The following is a 14,479-nucleotide window of genomic DNA, read 5'->3' on the forward strand; positions in this document are numbered from 1 at the left end:
TAGAATATAGTATTAAAAGTAAAAACCCTGAGATCTCAGGGTTTTTTTAGTTGTATGTTATTCTGGGTCCGGACCGCCACAAGGTTTGTCAAAAAACATAAAACATAGACCGATAGGTAAACAAACAAAACAATCACCAAAACTTGCGCAATCGCTATCGTTACTGCAGTTCTGCATTGGCATTCCGCCTTTTATGCTTTTTTGTTGGTCTCGAGTAATTACTTTGGTTCCGTTTAGACTTAATAAATTTTTCATTTTGAAATAGTTTAAGAATATGTCTACTCTATTATTAGTTAGGATTTTCGACTTGCTCCTTTTTAGGATTGATAATGAACTATTCTATTTTGTAATTCATCGAATTATGTAAATACAAATTGATTTGTGTCATTGTCTATTCGAGGATACAACTTTTTAAAATTAGGCGCAAATTCCCTATAAGTATTAGTTTTTTTTTAACAATAATATTTTGCTAAGACCTCAAATCAGTAAAGTGTTATTATTCTCGTTAATAAAAGGTTTTGTAAAATCTAAATTTGGTTACTTTTGCGACATGATATTTACTGATACACACACGCATATTTATAGTGAATCTTTTGAAGAAGATCAGGATGAAATGATGCGGAGAGCTATTTCTGCTGGAGTAGAACGTTTTTTTGTTCCAGCTATCGATTCTGGTTATACGCAATCTATGTATGATATTGAAAGCAGATACCCAAATAATGTATTTCTAATGATGGGATTGCATCCTACTCATGTTAAAGAAAATTATAAAGAAGAACTCCAGCATGTAGAAGAAGAGCTGGCAAAAAGACTAAGTGAAAATAGCGATAAAAAATTCTATGCAGTTGGAGAGATAGGGGTAGATTTATACTGGGATAAAACGTTTCTTAAACAACAACAAGATTCATTTAGACATCAGATTAAGCTAGCTAAAAAATATAAACTACCTATAGTGATTCATTGCCGGGATGCTTTTGAAGAAGTGTTTGAGGTTTTAGAATCCGAAAAAGGAGAAGATTTATTTGGTATATTTCATTGCTTTACAGGCACAATTGATGATGCTCGACGAGCTATCGGATATAACATGAAATTAGGTATTGGAGGAGTTGTAACGTTTAAAAATGGTAAAATAGACAAATTTCTAAATGAGTTTTCTTTAGAAAACATTGTTCTAGAGACCGACGCTCCTTATTTAGCGCCCGTTCCATATCGAGGAAAGAGAAATGAAAGTTCTTATTTGATTCAGGTGGTAGAAAAGTTATCTGAGATTTATGAAAAATCACCAGAAGAAATCGCCCGAATTACAACAGAAAATTCCAAAGATATATTCGGAATATAGGTTGCAGATTGTAATATAAATTTTGTTCATTTGTGAGACCAATAAATATATGGTTTCAATGAAGACTTCACCAAATATATTATTGATCTATACAGGAGGTACGATTGGTATGGTCAAAAATTTCGAAACAGGAGCTTTAATAGCTTTTGATTTTGATGAATTATTGCTCAATATTCCTGAGCTAAAACAATTGGACTGTAATATAGAGACTATAAGTTTTAAAGAACCTATTGATTCTTCTGATATGGATGTTGAACGCTGGAAAGAACTAGGAGGTATCATTAATTCTAATTATGAAAAGTATGATGGTTTTGTAGTATTACATGGTAGTGATACAATGTCTTATACTGCTTCTGCTATCAGTTTTATGTTCGAAAATTTAGGAAAACCTATTATTTTTACCGGATCTCAGTTGCCAATTGGTGATCTAAGAACTGATGCCAAAGAGAACTTGATAACCGCAGTGCAGATTGCGGCTCTACAAAAAAAAGGAAAGCCAGTAATTACAGAAGTTGGGTTGTATTTTGAGTATAAACTGCTTAGAGCTAATAGAACCACAAAGATAAATGCAGAGCATTTTAAGGCGTTTCAATCACTTAATTACCCCACTTTAGTGGAATCGGGAGTTCATCTTAAGGTAAACACCTCTTTTTTACAAGTTGTTAATCGCAGAAAAAAAATGGTGTACCACACACATTTTGATAATGATATTGTCATAATTAAAATGTTTCCGGGAATAAATGAAATGATTTTAAGAAGTATTTTTTCTTCAGAAGTAATAAAAGGTATAATTATTGAGACATATGGATCGGGAAATACTACGACCAAATCATGGTTTTTGGATATTATTTCTGATACAATTAAAAAAGGAATACCAGTAATAAATGTAACACAATGTGCGGGAGGTAGTGTAGAAATGGGTAAGTATGATACGAGTGTTGCATTAAAAAAAGCAGGTGTTATATCAGGAAAAGATATAACAACGGAGGCGGCTGTGGCTAAATTGATGTATTTGTTAGGAGAAAAATTGCCTCTTAAAGTGCTCAAAACCATTTATGAAACTTCATTACGAGGTGAAATGTCAGAAAATTAACGCCCCAAATTTTAGTAGTTAACATTTTTTTTGTTATTTGCTCAACCATTTTTTTGGCAAATATTTTAATAGAGAGGTGGCCGAGTGGTCGAAGGCGCACGCCTGGAAAGTGTGTATACGTCAAAAGCGTATCGAGGGTTCGAATCCCTTCCTCTCTGCATTATTATTAAATTTTTAATGGATTTTGTAATATTTTTTTATCTTTAACCCTTTAACTAATTAAAATTAAGAATCAGCGCAATGAAAAGACTATTTTCTATTCTGGCAATCGCAACAGTAATGGCTTTTGGAAATATGCAAGCAGCCACTGCTCCGGCCCAGTTAACGGCAAACGTGCAATTATTAATTGCTCCAATAACAACAACAATTCAGGCTGAGGAACCTGCAGCAGCAGAGGAATCCTTTCACCAAAACCTTAAAAAACGTTTTATAGAAGGAGGCCCTAGCTTTATGGGAATCGTTCTTTTATGTTTGATTCTTGGTCTTGCGATAGCAATCGAAAGAATTATCTTTTTGAATTTATCTACTACTAACAGTAAGAAGCTACAACAAAATGTAGAAGATGCTCTTAATAGTGGTGGAGTAGAAGCGGCAAAAGAAGTTTGTAGAAATACAAAAGGCCCAGTTGCTTCTATATACTATCAAGGTCTTGATAGAGCTGACGAAAGTATTGACGCTGCAGAAAAAGCAGTAGTTGCTTACGGTGGTGTACAAATGGGACAATTAGAGAAAAATGTATCTTGGGTATCTTTATTTATCGCTCTTGCTCCAATGCTTGGGTTTATGGGTACGGTAATCGGGATGATTGACGCATTTGATAAAATTGAAGCAGCAGGAGATATGCAACCATCACTTGTAGCAGGAGGTATTAAAGTAGCACTTCTTACTACGGTATTTGGACTTATTGTTGCAATTATACTACAAGTATTCTATAACTACATTATCGCTAAGATCGATAGTATAGTAAATGATATGGAAGATGCATCGATTACTTTAATCGATATGTTAGTAGCTTACAAAAACAAAAAATAATAAATGACTGTTTAGATTTTATTTAAGATAATAAAATCTTCATAGCATATTAGAACATTTATTATTTAAAAATAGGGTTGTTGAATTATAACAACCCAATAAAAATTAGTCACATGAAAATTTCAAAAATTTTATCATACGTTGTACTAGCTATAGGTGCTATAGGTGCGATATTATTGTTCTTAATGAACGGTAATTTTACCACACTTATGGATAACTATGGTATTACAGAAGCGAAAGATTTGGTGAAAGATACATCTTCATCGGCTTTTGCAGAAGCTACTTCATTGGTGAGTCCTATGTATAATCTTACATTGGTTATTTTTGTTGTTATTATAATAGCGACATTAATTGCTGTTTTTTCAGCTTTAGCTAAAAATCCTGCTGGTCTAAAAAATGCTGGTATTGGAATTGTTGCGTTCTTAATCGTTCTCGGTATAGGTTATGCAATGGCAGAAGGTGTAGAGACACCAATGAAAGATGGCGAAGTGCTTTCTGAAAGTGGATCTAAGTTGGTAGGAGCTGGTATTTATGCTTTCTACTTTTTGGCAGCTATTGCTGTTGGCCTGATGGGATTATCAGGTGTTAAAAAATTAATAGGTAAATAATTATGGCAAGAAGATCAGCACCTGAGGTGAACGCAGGATCTATGGCGGACATTGCATTTTTACTTCTTATATTCTTTCTGGTTACTACAACCATTGATACGGATAGAGGTATTAGTCGTAAGTTACCACCGCCTTTAGATGAAACAGTAGAGCCTCCAGTTCTAAAGCAAAAAAATATTTTTGTAGTAGAATTGAACAAAAATAATGACCTTTTAGTGGAAGAAGCTCCTATGGAGTTAAAGGATTTACGTGCTGCAGCTGTTGCTTTCTTAGATAATGGAGGAGGAAGTGGTGATGAAGCTTGTAGTTATTGTAAAGGAGATAAGAATCCTAGTTCTTCGGATAATCCAGAAAAAGCAGTAATATCTCTACGTAATAATAGAGAAACTAGTTATGGTACGTATATAGCAGTACAAAATGAATTAGTTGCAGCTTATAATGAATTACGAAATAGAGAATCAGAACGACTTTACGGAAAGACATTTACTCAAATGGAAACTGAACTTAAGGATGTGAACTACTCTGGTAGTAAGGATAGACTTAAGGATCAGATAAAACAAATACAGTTAATGTATCCAGAAAAACTTTCTGAAGCAGAACCAAAGAAATAAGTATAACATAAAAACGTAATTATGTCTAAGTTTAAAAAGAAAAAGGGTGGTGAATTGCCCGCTATTTCAACAGCGTCTTTACCTGATATCGTATTTATGTTACTGTTTTTCTTTATGGTTGCAACAGTTATGAGGGAGAATAACTTAAAAATAGAGAATAGACTTCCTCAAGCAGATCAGACAGAAAAGCTGGATAAGAAAAACTTGGTAATGTATATCTACGCAGGAAAACCTAGTTCTAGATATGCAGCAAGTGCAGGTACGCAAGCAAGAATTCAGTTAAACGATAAGTTTGCTGAGGTAAGCGATATTAAACCTTTTGTGTTAGCAGAAAGAGCTGCTAAAAGAGAGGAAGAAGTGCCATTTCTTATTACTGCCCTAAAGGTTGATACTGATACCAATATGGGTCTTGTTGGCGATATTAAAAAAGAATTGAGAGAAGTTCAAGCGCTAAAAATTAACTACACCACAAGACAAGGTGATGCTACTGGTAATATTCAGTAAAAGTTAAAGATTTTAATATATTGAAAATCCCGCTTATTTAGCGGGATTTTTTTATGTCTTAAATTTGAGATTATTCTATATAAACGATCATTTAAATAATAGTTTAAGATAAATAATGACAGTTACAGGAACTATAATGCATTCATAAACTATTAGGTAAGTTCCATTTTTTTTGATTATTTAAATCCTGATTTTTACATAAGTTGTTATACTGGCATAACAATTGTTGCTACTATTTATAACTGTGATCTGTTAATCTGATCAATATCTAACCTTCCAAGCCAGTGGTATTGAATAGTAGAAATAATACAGTTGTAATTCTATGATGATCCTAGTTTTGATAATAGCTGCTCTAAGTTGTATGAATCAAAGCTTCTATAAAATATGGATGGACTTAGAATTGTTTTATTCTTCCAAATAATACCTCTTCAGGTTTACAGTGTGTGATTTAGTAAGTAATTATTAACTAAATATGTATTATTATGGCTAGAAGATTAGCACCAGAAGTGAATGCGGGATCCATGGCGGATATCGCTTTTTTATTACTCATCTTTTTTTTAGTAAGCACTACCATTGAAACAGACTATGGAATTAGTAGAAGATTACCTCCACCTCCGGAAGAAATCAAACCTGAAGCTCGTGTTAAAGAAAAGAACCTATTTAGGGTAGAATTAAATCAGGTTAATGAATTGTTTGTGGAGAAGAAACCTTTACGATTGGAACAGTTAAAAGCCGCAGCTATCGCTTTTTTAGATAATGGTGGAGGAGTAGAGAAAGAATACTGTAGGTATTGCAAAGGTGTAAGAGATCCAAAATCTTCGGATAACCCAAATAAAGCGATAATATCACTAATCAATAGTCGAGAAACTAATTATGAGACATATATCGCTGTTCAGAATGAGCTTATAAGCGCTTATAATGAATTACGAAATAGAGAAGCTCTTAGGATATATGGTGTATCTTTTACAGAAATGAAAGCGCAACTTAAAGATGTCAATCACTCCGGTGATAAAACGAAGCTTCGAGAACGGATAAAAGAAATTCAATCTATGTATCCAGAGAAACTTTCAGAAGCAGAACCTGTAACTGCAGAATTATAATAACTTAAAACTATTCACGATGTCAATATTTAAAAAAAAACCAAAGACTGAGTTGCCTGCAATTTCGACTGCATCTTTACCCGATATTGTTTTTATGTTACTGTTTTTCTTTATGGTTGCTACAGTAATGCGAAACGATACGCTGATTGTTAAAAATGAATTACCATATGCAGATCAGATTGAAAAGTTAGATAGAAAAAATATGGTCATACATATTTATGCTGGCAAACCTAGTTCTAGATATAAAAATGTAGGAACAGAAGCCAAAATTCAACTTAATGATAAGTTTGCACCTATTCAAGAGATTAAATCTTTTGTTTTGGAAGAGATTAAATCTAAGCCTGAAGAACTACGACCTTTTTTAACAACAGCCCTAAAAGTAGATAAGGATACCAAAATGGGACTTGTTGGAGATATAAAAAAGGAATTGAGAGCTGTACATATGCTTAAGATTAATTATACAACAAAAACCGGACAAGCATCAAATAACGCACAATAATGTATTTTTAAGTTTTTTTCGTATAATCCCGTGATCTTTCACGGGATTCTTAATTCTTGTTGTTTTTTAGAAAGTACTTCTATTTTCTAAATAAATAGATTTATTTTAGTAACCTCTATGGAATGGATGTTAAGAAATGTTAGCCGGATGAAGCAATTGCTTTTGTTTTTAAGCCTTTTTCTCTTAGCTTGTAACAGTTTTGGGCAAGAAATAACTTCAGATGATCTCGGTCCACAAAAGGAAAAAGTATTAGACTCTCTTTACAGAGAAGACCAATTCTATGTTGGTCTTACATTTAACTTACTTTGGAATACACCATCGGATGTTGGTCAATCAGGGTTTTCAGGTGGATTTCATTTAGGTTATACCAGAGATATGCCTATTAATAAAAGACGTAATGTAGCCATCGGATTAGGTTTAGGGTATTCGATCAATACCTATGGTCAGAATTTATTTATAGGAGAAAATGAGGAAACAGGCCAGAGTATTTTTAGCAGTCTTGAAGGAATAGATTTTGACAGAAACAGGTTTACAACACATCTGGTTGAAGCTCCATTAGAATTTAGATGGAGAACTTCTGTGCCAGATACGCATAAGTTTTGGAGAATCTATACAGGATTAAGAGTTGGATATCTGTATTATTTCAATTCTAATTTTGAACAGCCTGGAAATCAAGTAGGACAAACAAAAATAGATGAATTAAACCGTTGGAGAGTAGGAGCTACTTTTACCTTCGGATGGAACACTTTTAATTTTCACTTCTATTATAGTTTAAATCCTTTGTTTAATAGCAATGCGCTAATTGGTACTGAAGAAGTTGGTTTTAATGTTGCTAAAATTGGATTGATGTTTTATATCCTATAACCAGAAATTAACTAGGGTAAGTTGAGGGATAACACCTATCAAAAAGCCTAGTGTAAGTTCTAGGTTAGTATGCGCCTTAAAATGTAGTCTCGATGTCGCTACTAGGCCATTAGCGATGATCATTGCAGCGATAAGCAAAATAAGATTTATTTCGAAATGTATACTTAATGCAATCGTAAACATAGTAACCGCTCCTGTTCCAATCATATGTAAACTTGCCTTGATATCAAAAAACACAATAAAAATGGCGCTTAAAGATGATAATAAGGCTCCTAGAAAGAAGAAATATAGTTCAGGGTAATTATATCCATCAATAATCATTTTGATTACTAGAAGCAATAATAATGACTGTAACAATAAAGGGATTTTCCGTTGCTTTACGTCTTCTAAATGAATAGAGGTGATAATACCCGTAGTTCTAAGAAAAAAATAGAGAACTATTGGAATGAATATCGTGACAACTACCAATCCAAGAATTTTTGCTTGAATGATATTTTCAGGAATAAATCTAGGGGCAGTAACAAAATAAATTACTGAGCCAGCTATGGGCATCAATAAGGGGTGAAAAATATATGAAATGCTTTTTAATAAAAAGTTCATTAAATCTTTTTTCGTAGCCTGGCAACCGAAATATCCAATTGCTCTCTGTATTTAGCTACAGTTCTTCTGGCTATAGGGTATCCTTTTTCTTTTAGGATTTTTGCTAACTTCTCGTCTGTAAGAGGTTTTTTCTTGTCTTCTTCCCCTATTGTAATTTCCAGTATTTTTTTTATTTCTCTTGTAGAAACTTCTTCCCCTTGGTCATTCGTCATAGATTCAGAGAAAAATTCTTTGATCAGCTTCGTTCCATAAGGAGTGTCCACATATTTACTATTAGCTACTCTAGAAACCGTACTAACATCCATATCAATCTCATCTGCGATATCTTTAAGGATCATAGGTTTTAGATTACGCTCGTCTCCACTTAAGAAATAACTTCTTTGATAGTGCATTATTGCACTCATTGTTAAAAAAAGTGTTTGTTGTCTTTGTTTAACAGCTTCAATAAACCATTTAGCAGCATCTAATTTTTGCTTGATAAACATTACCGCGTCCTTTTGCGATTTAGATTTTTCCTTACTGGCTTTGTAACCTTGTAACATATTGTTATATTCTCTGGAAACGTGTAATTCCGGAGCATTACGGCCATTTAATGTAAGTTCTAGTTCTCCATCCACAATTCTGATCGTAAAATCAGGAACTACATGTTCTATAAGTTTATTGTTCCCGGCATAAGCACCACCTGGTTTTGGATTAAGATGCTCAATTTCTTCAATTGCTTCTTTTAATAAATCTTCTGTAATGTCAAATTTGGTTAAAAGCTTATCATAATGCTTTTTGCTAAAATGATCAAAAGACTTTTCTAAAATCAGTGATGCTAATTTAATAGGTATAGTAATTTCTTTTCTTTCTAATTGAATCAATAGACATTCCTGAAGATTTCTGGCGCCAACCCCAGCAGGATCTAACTGGTGTACTATTTTCAGAACATTTTCTATTTTCTCCTCAGTGGTATATACATTTTGTGTAAAAGCAAGATCATCGAGAATATCTGCTAAAGATCTTCTGATATAGCCACTCTCGTCAATACTTCCAACAAGAAATTCTGCAATTTCTCGCTCTTCTTCATCAAATCGATAGGTGTTCAATTGATTTACTAAATGTTGGTGAAACGATGTCCCAGATGCATACGGAACATTTTTTTCCTCATCATCAGCACTATAGTTATTAGAGCTTAAACGATAACTAGGTATTTCATCATCACTAAGATATTCATCAACATTGATGTCCGTTTCTATTTTTTCTGTTCCGTAATCATCTTCATTAGAACTTTCATCACCAAAAGCATCCTCAAACTCATCAGCTTTTTCCTTACCGCTATCCAATGCGGGATTTTCCTCCATTTCTTGCTTTAAACGCTGTTCAAATGCTTGTGTAGGAAGCTGAATTAGCTTCATCAACTGAATTTGCTGAGGAGAAAGTTTTTGAGAAAGTTTAAAATTTAATTGTTGCTTTAGCATAAAAATGTCAATGTTCTTATACTCACAAAAATAAACAAAATACGGCGTACTTCTGTAGGTAATCGATGGTTAGTTTAGTGAAACTTCTTTATAAAATTCGCTAAAAGCAAAGATTAAAAAAAGATAGTTGAACTAATCCTGCATTTAGAGCGGGATCTCATTCATATTAGTTCTAAAGGATACTTAAAAAATAAATTTCAAAACTATTTTATGCAACTTATCAATAAACGCGCCAAAATCGATTTATTATTTCACGAAAGATTTTTTTAGAAGTAGTTATATAGTCAATGTATTAAGTTAAGGAATAAAAATTTTATTCTTTATCGCATAAATTACAAGTCCGGTTCGATTTTTTAAGTGTAATTTTTCAAATATAGAATCTCTGTATCCTTCTATTGTTTTAGGACTAAGACACATGTCACTTGCGATTTCTTTATATGTTTTTTCCGTACAAGCATGTTTGATGAATTCCATTTCTCGCTCCTTTAATAGTACTTTGTTTTCTTTTTTTGGATTTAAGGACCCTAATAATAAATTAGTAACATCTTTGGTGTGATAGAAACCAGTTTCCTGCACTTCTACCAGTGCATTTTCGAGAATACTCTTTTCCGTGTCTTTCAGTAAATATCCTTTAGCACCTGCTCGAAGCATTTTAAGAATGGTTTTTTCATCTTCTTCTACAGAAAGTGCCAGAACATTTACCTGTGGATATTCTTCCTTAAGAGCAATGGTAGTCTCAATACCATTCATAATAGGCATATTGATATCCATAAGAACAACATCCGGAATGTTTTTAGGATCTTTTAATCGAGTGAGTAGTTCCCTTCCATTTTTACACAGGTACAATATTTTGAATTTAGAAAATCCATTTACCAATCCTGCAAGGGCCTGTGATAATAAGATATGATCTTCTACAATAACTACTGAGTACTTCATGAGTGTATTTTTTGTGTGAATAGCCTTTTGTGACTTTATATTATGTTAATAAGCTTCCTCTTCCGTAACCGTTTTTTTATAATGATACGTTAAGGTGATGGCAGTACCTTTTCCTTTAGCAGAATCCAAACTAACCTCTGCGTTTATTAATTTTCCTCTGTTCTGCATATTGCATAATCCAATACCAATATTTTGTCGGGATTTAAGGTCTTTCATATCAAAACCTACTCCATCATCTTTTGCATTGATGATTAATTTATCCTTACTGTAACGGACATTTACATTTAATTTGGAAGCTTTAGAATGTTTAATAGTATTACTAAAAAACTCTTGTAATATCCTGAAAATGATGATTTCTGCTTTATCATCTAAGGTTCTTATTTCTGTATTACTACTTAGGGTTGCTTCAATAAATTGTAATCTATTAAATCGTTCCACTTCTAAGGCAATAGCTTCAGTGAGGCTAAGACTTTTGATCGCATCTGGATTAATCAATTTAGATAGCGCTCTTAGTTCTGTAAGACTCTTAGTAATGGTTTCTGTAACTTCCGGAAGTCTTTTTGGATCTTCTTTAGCCACATCCACTTGTATTTTTGCTAGCGTGAGTAACTGACCGATGTTATCGTGCAGCTCCCAACTAATATTTCTAAGTGTCTCTTCTCGTATTTCTATCTGGGTTTCTGCAATAGCCCTTTCAAACTTCTTTTCTGCTTCTTTTTGTTGTAATAAGAGGTTGTTCTTTCTCTTTTGAAAAATGTAAAAAAGAGCAATCATTAAAACAATAATTACTACCAAAATTATGCTGGCTATTAATATTGCTGTTTCTTGTCGCTCCATATAAATCCTATAATAAAACAGATATTCATGATTATTGTTAAAGTTAGTTTAACCAAAAAAGATATCGTTGCATCTGTTAATTTCATGTAATAATTTGTCAAAATTCTAAAAGGAAGATTGCCAACAAAGAATATTAGAAAACCGACACTTATCCAAAACAAAAGATTTCTTTTCGCATTGAGAACTTTTTGAGAGTTTAATATTTCTATAAAGTAAAGAGAAATTGTTATTACAAGAAATATTGCAGCAATTATATATGGAAATTTTTGAAACTCAATTAAGTAATTTTCAAAAAAACCATTGATTACGAATGAAATCAGATAGATGATACTAAAAAATAGTATCGCCTTTTTATGCGTTTTATTTTGAATATAATGTCTGTATAAAAATAATAGATATGTGAAATTTATGACATTGTAAATGTTGTATATTATCGCATTATAATCTTCATAACCACCTCTTAAATAGAAAACTCCTAAGAGATCATTTATTACGGTATACCAGAAAAGCAATAAAATATACTTTAATGCAGTGTTTTTGTACTTATAGAAATAGATTGTACCAATTACTACTGCAAATAATTCTATAAATACTCCAATCCGCATTAATAACCTTAATGTCTCTATATCTATTTTCATTATTATTTATTGTTCATCTTTTCCCATTGGTGGTGAAGCTCCTAATTCATTAGCAACTAAACTGTTTTCTTCTTCTAATAAGTTATTAAGGTTTACATTAAAGAAACCAGCTTTTTGATACATTTTACCGTCCTGTTTTCTAATACTATCAAATCCAATAATATCTTTTAATAGTGCTACATTGAATTTGTTATCTAAGGTGTAGCCTAGTTGTTCTACATTTCCATCAGCATTTTTTACCTCTTTAGTTGGAGCAATAAAAAATGTTTGTCGGTTTGCATATCTCTTTTCTTTATTATCTCTAACATAATCATCAGGATACAGTGCAAAGTAAAATCTAAATCCAGTAGGTCTTACCCTTGCTTTACGTGATTTCCTTTTGACATATCTAATATATTTTTGTAAATCATTAATGTCATAAAACAGTGATCGTGTTGCTTTAAAATCGTTTCCAGCTCCATCTTGACCTACTACTTCATTGATTAGTTCTTCTCTTTCATCATATAAATGATAAATTTCTTTAGCAAAATCAGATTGTATGATATTGTTTGGTATTCTGCGCTTGTCATCAGCTGCTTCTCCTAATTGTTCTCTTAGGTTGTTGATAATGCTATCTTTCTCCTTAATTGTTCTTTCTAAATTTGCTAATTCAGTAACATTTGTTTGTCCTTCTTTACAAGAAGCTACAAGAATTAATGCAAAAGCAATAATTACATACTTTTTAATGCGGTTGGTTTGTTGTTTCATTTTTGATATAGGTTTATTAAGTGTTTGTGTGATTTTGGCACTAGCCAAAATAAGTTATTAAGTTAAAACTTCGTTTTATAAAGTTTTAAGAATTAAAAATACCATTTTAAATAGTTTAAAAAAATTTAAGACTGCTACAATTGTGGATTAAGTGAAATAATATGTTGATTTACAATGGTTTTAAGAGGTTGCTATGGATGTGGTTGGTTTTGTAAAAGGGGGAAACACCCCTATGATAAAAAGGGGAATAACGGTTGTGTTTGTTTTGGAGAACATCCATCCCCTTTATATGTAGGGGTTAAATGAAGTCTCCTTTTGAAGGGAGATTTAGAGGGATGTTTTTTATGTATTGTAGAGAACATCTATCCCCAACCCTTCCTTCAAAGGAAGGGGGTTAAATATGATTAAGGTTTAGAATTAAAGATGAGAATGAAGTCTCCTCGCCACGGCATGGAGATTTAGAAGGATGTGTACAGAGAATTAAAAAAAATTATTCCTGTTTAAGACTTTTAATGACTTCTTCAAGTTCTACAAGAACTGTTTCTAGATCACTCAAAACCTGTTCATTTGTAAATCGAATAAATTTTACTCCCAGTTTTTCAATTCGACCTTGTCTATAACTGTCTTCGAGAAATTGATTATCATGTAAACTTCCATCAATCTCTATGGCTAGTCCAATTTCTTTAGCATAAAAATCAATGACATACTCTAATATGGGAAATTGACGAAAGAATTGAACGCCAAGTTGTCTTTTTCTAATCGTATCCCAAATAACCTTTTCAGTTGTAGTCATTTCTTTTTTGAGCACTTTTGCGAACTCTCTGGCTTCAGCTATGTAAGGGAATATTTTTTGCAATGTCATTTTTGTAAGTAATGATGTTTCGACAAAATAAGTAATTATTGGTTAACATCTATCCTTTTAAAGAAGAGTGAGTTATAAAAAGTCTACCTTTTTAAGGACGATTTAGAGAGGTGTGTTTATAAGTATTATGTTTATGCAGATACATCCATCCCCAACCCTTCTTTCAGAGGAAGGGAGCAAGAATATCGTTGTTCTTTTTAAATGAAGTAGTAATAAAGTTCCTCTTCGAAGAGGGATTTAGGGAGATGTTTTTTATAAGCGTTGTTTTTTGCGAAGAATATCCATCCCTTTCCAACGCCACGACTCGCCCATCGCTATTGCGCTGTCGTTTCAAAGGAAGGGGATAAGCACATCATTATTATTAAGACACTGAGTTGGTCAAAGCGGAAAGGTGTCTTATGGTGATGTGCTGCAAGTATTTTCATTTGTAAAAAATGTGTATCCTTAGTATTTTCTTCAAAAGAGAGAGTAAATCTCTCTTCGAAGAAGGATTTAGTGAGATGTGTTAAGAGTTGGTTTACGGAAATAACATCCTCGCCCAACTTCTCTTTTGATGATAGGGAATGAAAAGTTCCTCTTAGATAGAATACTTTACATAAGTTTTCGTGACATCTGATTGATAATGTTTTAACTACAAAATCAGTTTTGTTTTCGTATCAGGCAATTTTTCAAAATATTGTACTAAATATTTTCGAAATATATGACGAAATATTTTCGCAGTATAAAAGAGTTTTCGTAATAAAAACTAT

Annotated in this window: 17 protein-coding genes and 1 tRNA gene; 10 read left to right on the forward strand and 8 right to left on the reverse strand. The window is 32.5% G+C overall.

The genetic code is table 11. From position 1 onward, the window contains the following. Positions 1-57: 57 nt before the first annotated feature. The gene (locus Q0910_RS18015) at positions 58-255 is read right to left on the reverse strand and encodes a hypothetical protein (protein ID WP_299219403.1); all 198 of its coding nucleotides are present in this window, start codon (positions 253-255) and stop codon (positions 58-60) included. Positions 256-550: 295 nt separating this feature from the next. Between Q0910_RS18015 and Q0910_RS18020 the strand changes: the two genes are divergently transcribed. The 10 genes from Q0910_RS18020 (at position 551) to Q0910_RS18065 (ending at position 7,650) form a co-directional block, all read left to right on the forward strand. Continuing rightward, complete coding sequence (locus Q0910_RS18020; RefSeq protein WP_299219405.1) at positions 551-1,339, forward strand: TatD family hydrolase; 789 nt, start codon at positions 551-553, stop codon at positions 1,337-1,339. Between the two features lie 58 nt (positions 1,340-1,397). After that, complete coding sequence (locus Q0910_RS18025; RefSeq protein WP_299219407.1) at positions 1,398-2,432, forward strand: asparaginase; 1,035 nt, start codon at positions 1,398-1,400, stop codon at positions 2,430-2,432. A gap of 70 nt (positions 2,433-2,502) precedes the next feature. After that, positions 2,503-2,590, forward strand: a tRNA-Ser gene (locus Q0910_RS18030). An 82-nt stretch (positions 2,591-2,672) separates the two neighbouring features. After that, positions 2,673-3,464 carry a MotA/TolQ/ExbB proton channel family protein gene (locus Q0910_RS18035; RefSeq protein ID WP_299219410.1) on the forward strand — a complete coding sequence of 264 codons (792 nt, stop codon included), beginning with the start codon at positions 2,673-2,675 and terminating at the stop codon, positions 3,462-3,464. 113 nt (positions 3,465-3,577) lie between these two features. After that, on the forward strand, positions 3,578-4,072 hold the full coding sequence (locus Q0910_RS18040) for a hypothetical protein (RefSeq protein WP_299219412.1): 495 nt from the start codon (positions 3,578-3,580) through the stop codon (positions 4,070-4,072). Between the two features lie 2 nt (positions 4,073-4,074). Continuing rightward, entirely contained in the window at positions 4,075-4,683 is a 609-nt protein-coding gene (locus Q0910_RS18045; RefSeq protein ID WP_299219414.1) for a biopolymer transporter ExbD, read from the forward strand. Between the two features lie 21 nt (positions 4,684-4,704). Then, a complete protein-coding gene (locus tag Q0910_RS18050; protein WP_118459217.1) occupies positions 4,705-5,187 on the forward strand; it encodes a biopolymer transporter ExbD in 483 nt (160 codons plus the stop codon). 482 nt (positions 5,188-5,669) lie between these two features. After that, the gene (locus tag Q0910_RS18055) at positions 5,670-6,287 is read left to right on the forward strand and encodes a biopolymer transporter ExbD (protein ID WP_299219416.1); all 618 of its coding nucleotides are present in this window, start codon (positions 5,670-5,672) and stop codon (positions 6,285-6,287) included. A gap of 19 nt (positions 6,288-6,306) precedes the next feature. Then, positions 6,307-6,786, forward strand: a complete 480-nt coding sequence (locus Q0910_RS18060) for a biopolymer transporter ExbD (protein ID WP_299219418.1) — start codon at positions 6,307-6,309, stop codon at positions 6,784-6,786. A gap of 147 nt (positions 6,787-6,933) precedes the next feature. After that, on the forward strand, positions 6,934-7,650 hold the full coding sequence (locus Q0910_RS18065) for a porin family protein (protein ID WP_299219420.1): 717 nt from the start codon (positions 6,934-6,936) through the stop codon (positions 7,648-7,650). Here Q0910_RS18065 and Q0910_RS18070 read toward each other — a convergent pair. The 7 genes from Q0910_RS18070 to Q0910_RS18100 form a co-directional block, all read right to left on the reverse strand. After that, positions 7,645-8,250: a hypothetical protein gene (locus tag Q0910_RS18070; RefSeq protein ID WP_299219422.1), complete on the reverse strand. Its 606-nt coding sequence runs from the start codon at positions 8,248-8,250 to the stop codon at positions 7,645-7,647. The two genes, Q0910_RS18065 and Q0910_RS18070, sit on opposite strands and share 6 nt — an antisense overlap. Continuing rightward, entirely contained in the window at positions 8,250-9,710 is a 1,461-nt protein-coding gene (gene rpoN, locus Q0910_RS18075) for an RNA polymerase factor sigma-54 (protein WP_299219426.1), read from the reverse strand. The genes Q0910_RS18070 and rpoN overlap by 1 nt, the downstream gene beginning before the upstream one ends. A gap of 297 nt (positions 9,711-10,007) precedes the next feature. Further along, the gene (locus Q0910_RS18080) at positions 10,008-10,646 is read right to left on the reverse strand and encodes a response regulator transcription factor (RefSeq protein WP_299219430.1); all 639 of its coding nucleotides are present in this window, start codon (positions 10,644-10,646) and stop codon (positions 10,008-10,010) included. Positions 10,647-10,691: 45 nt separating this feature from the next. Further along, positions 10,692-11,483 carry an ATP-binding protein gene (locus tag Q0910_RS18085; protein ID WP_299219434.1) on the reverse strand — a complete coding sequence of 264 codons (792 nt, stop codon included), beginning with the start codon at positions 11,481-11,483 and terminating at the stop codon, positions 10,692-10,694. Continuing rightward, entirely contained in the window at positions 11,456-12,121 is a 666-nt protein-coding gene (locus Q0910_RS18090) for a hypothetical protein (RefSeq protein ID WP_299219437.1), read from the reverse strand. The genes Q0910_RS18085 and Q0910_RS18090 overlap by 28 nt, the downstream gene beginning before the upstream one ends. 6 nt (positions 12,122-12,127) lie before the next feature. After that, positions 12,128-12,868, reverse strand: coding sequence for a hypothetical protein (locus tag Q0910_RS18095; RefSeq protein WP_299219440.1), 741 nt, complete (start codon positions 12,866-12,868; stop codon positions 12,128-12,130). Between the two features lie 490 nt (positions 12,869-13,358). Further along, complete coding sequence (locus tag Q0910_RS18100) at positions 13,359-13,730, reverse strand: endonuclease domain-containing protein (RefSeq protein ID WP_299219444.1); 372 nt, start codon at positions 13,728-13,730, stop codon at positions 13,359-13,361. Positions 13,731-14,479 lie beyond the last annotated feature (749 nt).

Origin of the sequence: uncultured Aquimarina sp. (genome assembly GCF_947495315.1) — a bacterium.
Classification (GTDB): Bacteria; Bacteroidota; Bacteroidia; order Flavobacteriales; family Flavobacteriaceae; genus Aquimarina.

Excerpts from the sequence above, each read along its gene's own strand:
- Q0910_RS18015 (WP_299219403.1), bottom strand. The coding sequence starts at position 255 with ATGAAAAATTTATTAAGTCTAAACGGAACCAAAGTAATTACTCGAGAC.
- Q0910_RS18020 (WP_299219405.1), top strand. The coding sequence starts at position 551 with ATGATATTTACTGATACACACACGCATATTTATAGTGAATCTTTTGAA.
- Q0910_RS18025 (WP_299219407.1), top strand. The coding sequence starts at position 1,398 with ATGAAGACTTCACCAAATATATTATTGATCTATACAGGAGGTACGATT.
- Q0910_RS18035 (WP_299219410.1), top strand. The coding sequence starts at position 2,673 with ATGAAAAGACTATTTTCTATTCTGGCAATCGCAACAGTAATGGCTTTT.
- Q0910_RS18040 (WP_299219412.1), top strand. The coding sequence starts at position 3,578 with ATGAAAATTTCAAAAATTTTATCATACGTTGTACTAGCTATAGGTGCT.
- Q0910_RS18045 (WP_299219414.1), top strand. The coding sequence starts at position 4,075 with ATGGCAAGAAGATCAGCACCTGAGGTGAACGCAGGATCTATGGCGGAC.
- Q0910_RS18050 (WP_118459217.1), top strand. The coding sequence starts at position 4,705 with ATGTCTAAGTTTAAAAAGAAAAAGGGTGGTGAATTGCCCGCTATTTCA.
- Q0910_RS18055 (WP_299219416.1), top strand. The coding sequence starts at position 5,670 with ATGGCTAGAAGATTAGCACCAGAAGTGAATGCGGGATCCATGGCGGAT.
- Q0910_RS18060 (WP_299219418.1), top strand. The coding sequence starts at position 6,307 with ATGTCAATATTTAAAAAAAAACCAAAGACTGAGTTGCCTGCAATTTCG.
- Q0910_RS18065 (WP_299219420.1), top strand. The coding sequence starts at position 6,934 with ATGAAGCAATTGCTTTTGTTTTTAAGCCTTTTTCTCTTAGCTTGTAAC.
- Q0910_RS18070 (WP_299219422.1), bottom strand. The coding sequence starts at position 8,250 with ATGAACTTTTTATTAAAAAGCATTTCATATATTTTTCACCCCTTATTG.
- rpoN (WP_299219426.1), bottom strand. The coding sequence starts at position 9,710 with ATGCTAAAGCAACAATTAAATTTTAAACTTTCTCAAAAACTTTCTCCT.
- Q0910_RS18080 (WP_299219430.1), bottom strand. The coding sequence starts at position 10,646 with ATGAAGTACTCAGTAGTTATTGTAGAAGATCATATCTTATTATCACAG.
- Q0910_RS18085 (WP_299219434.1), bottom strand. The coding sequence starts at position 11,483 with ATGGAGCGACAAGAAACAGCAATATTAATAGCCAGCATAATTTTGGTA.
- Q0910_RS18090 (WP_299219437.1), bottom strand. The coding sequence starts at position 12,121 with ATGAAAATAGATATAGAGACATTAAGGTTATTAATGCGGATTGGAGTA.
- Q0910_RS18095 (WP_299219440.1), bottom strand. The coding sequence starts at position 12,868 with ATGAAACAACAAACCAACCGCATTAAAAAGTATGTAATTATTGCTTTT.
- Q0910_RS18100 (WP_299219444.1), bottom strand. The coding sequence starts at position 13,730 with ATGACATTGCAAAAAATATTCCCTTACATAGCTGAAGCCAGAGAGTTC.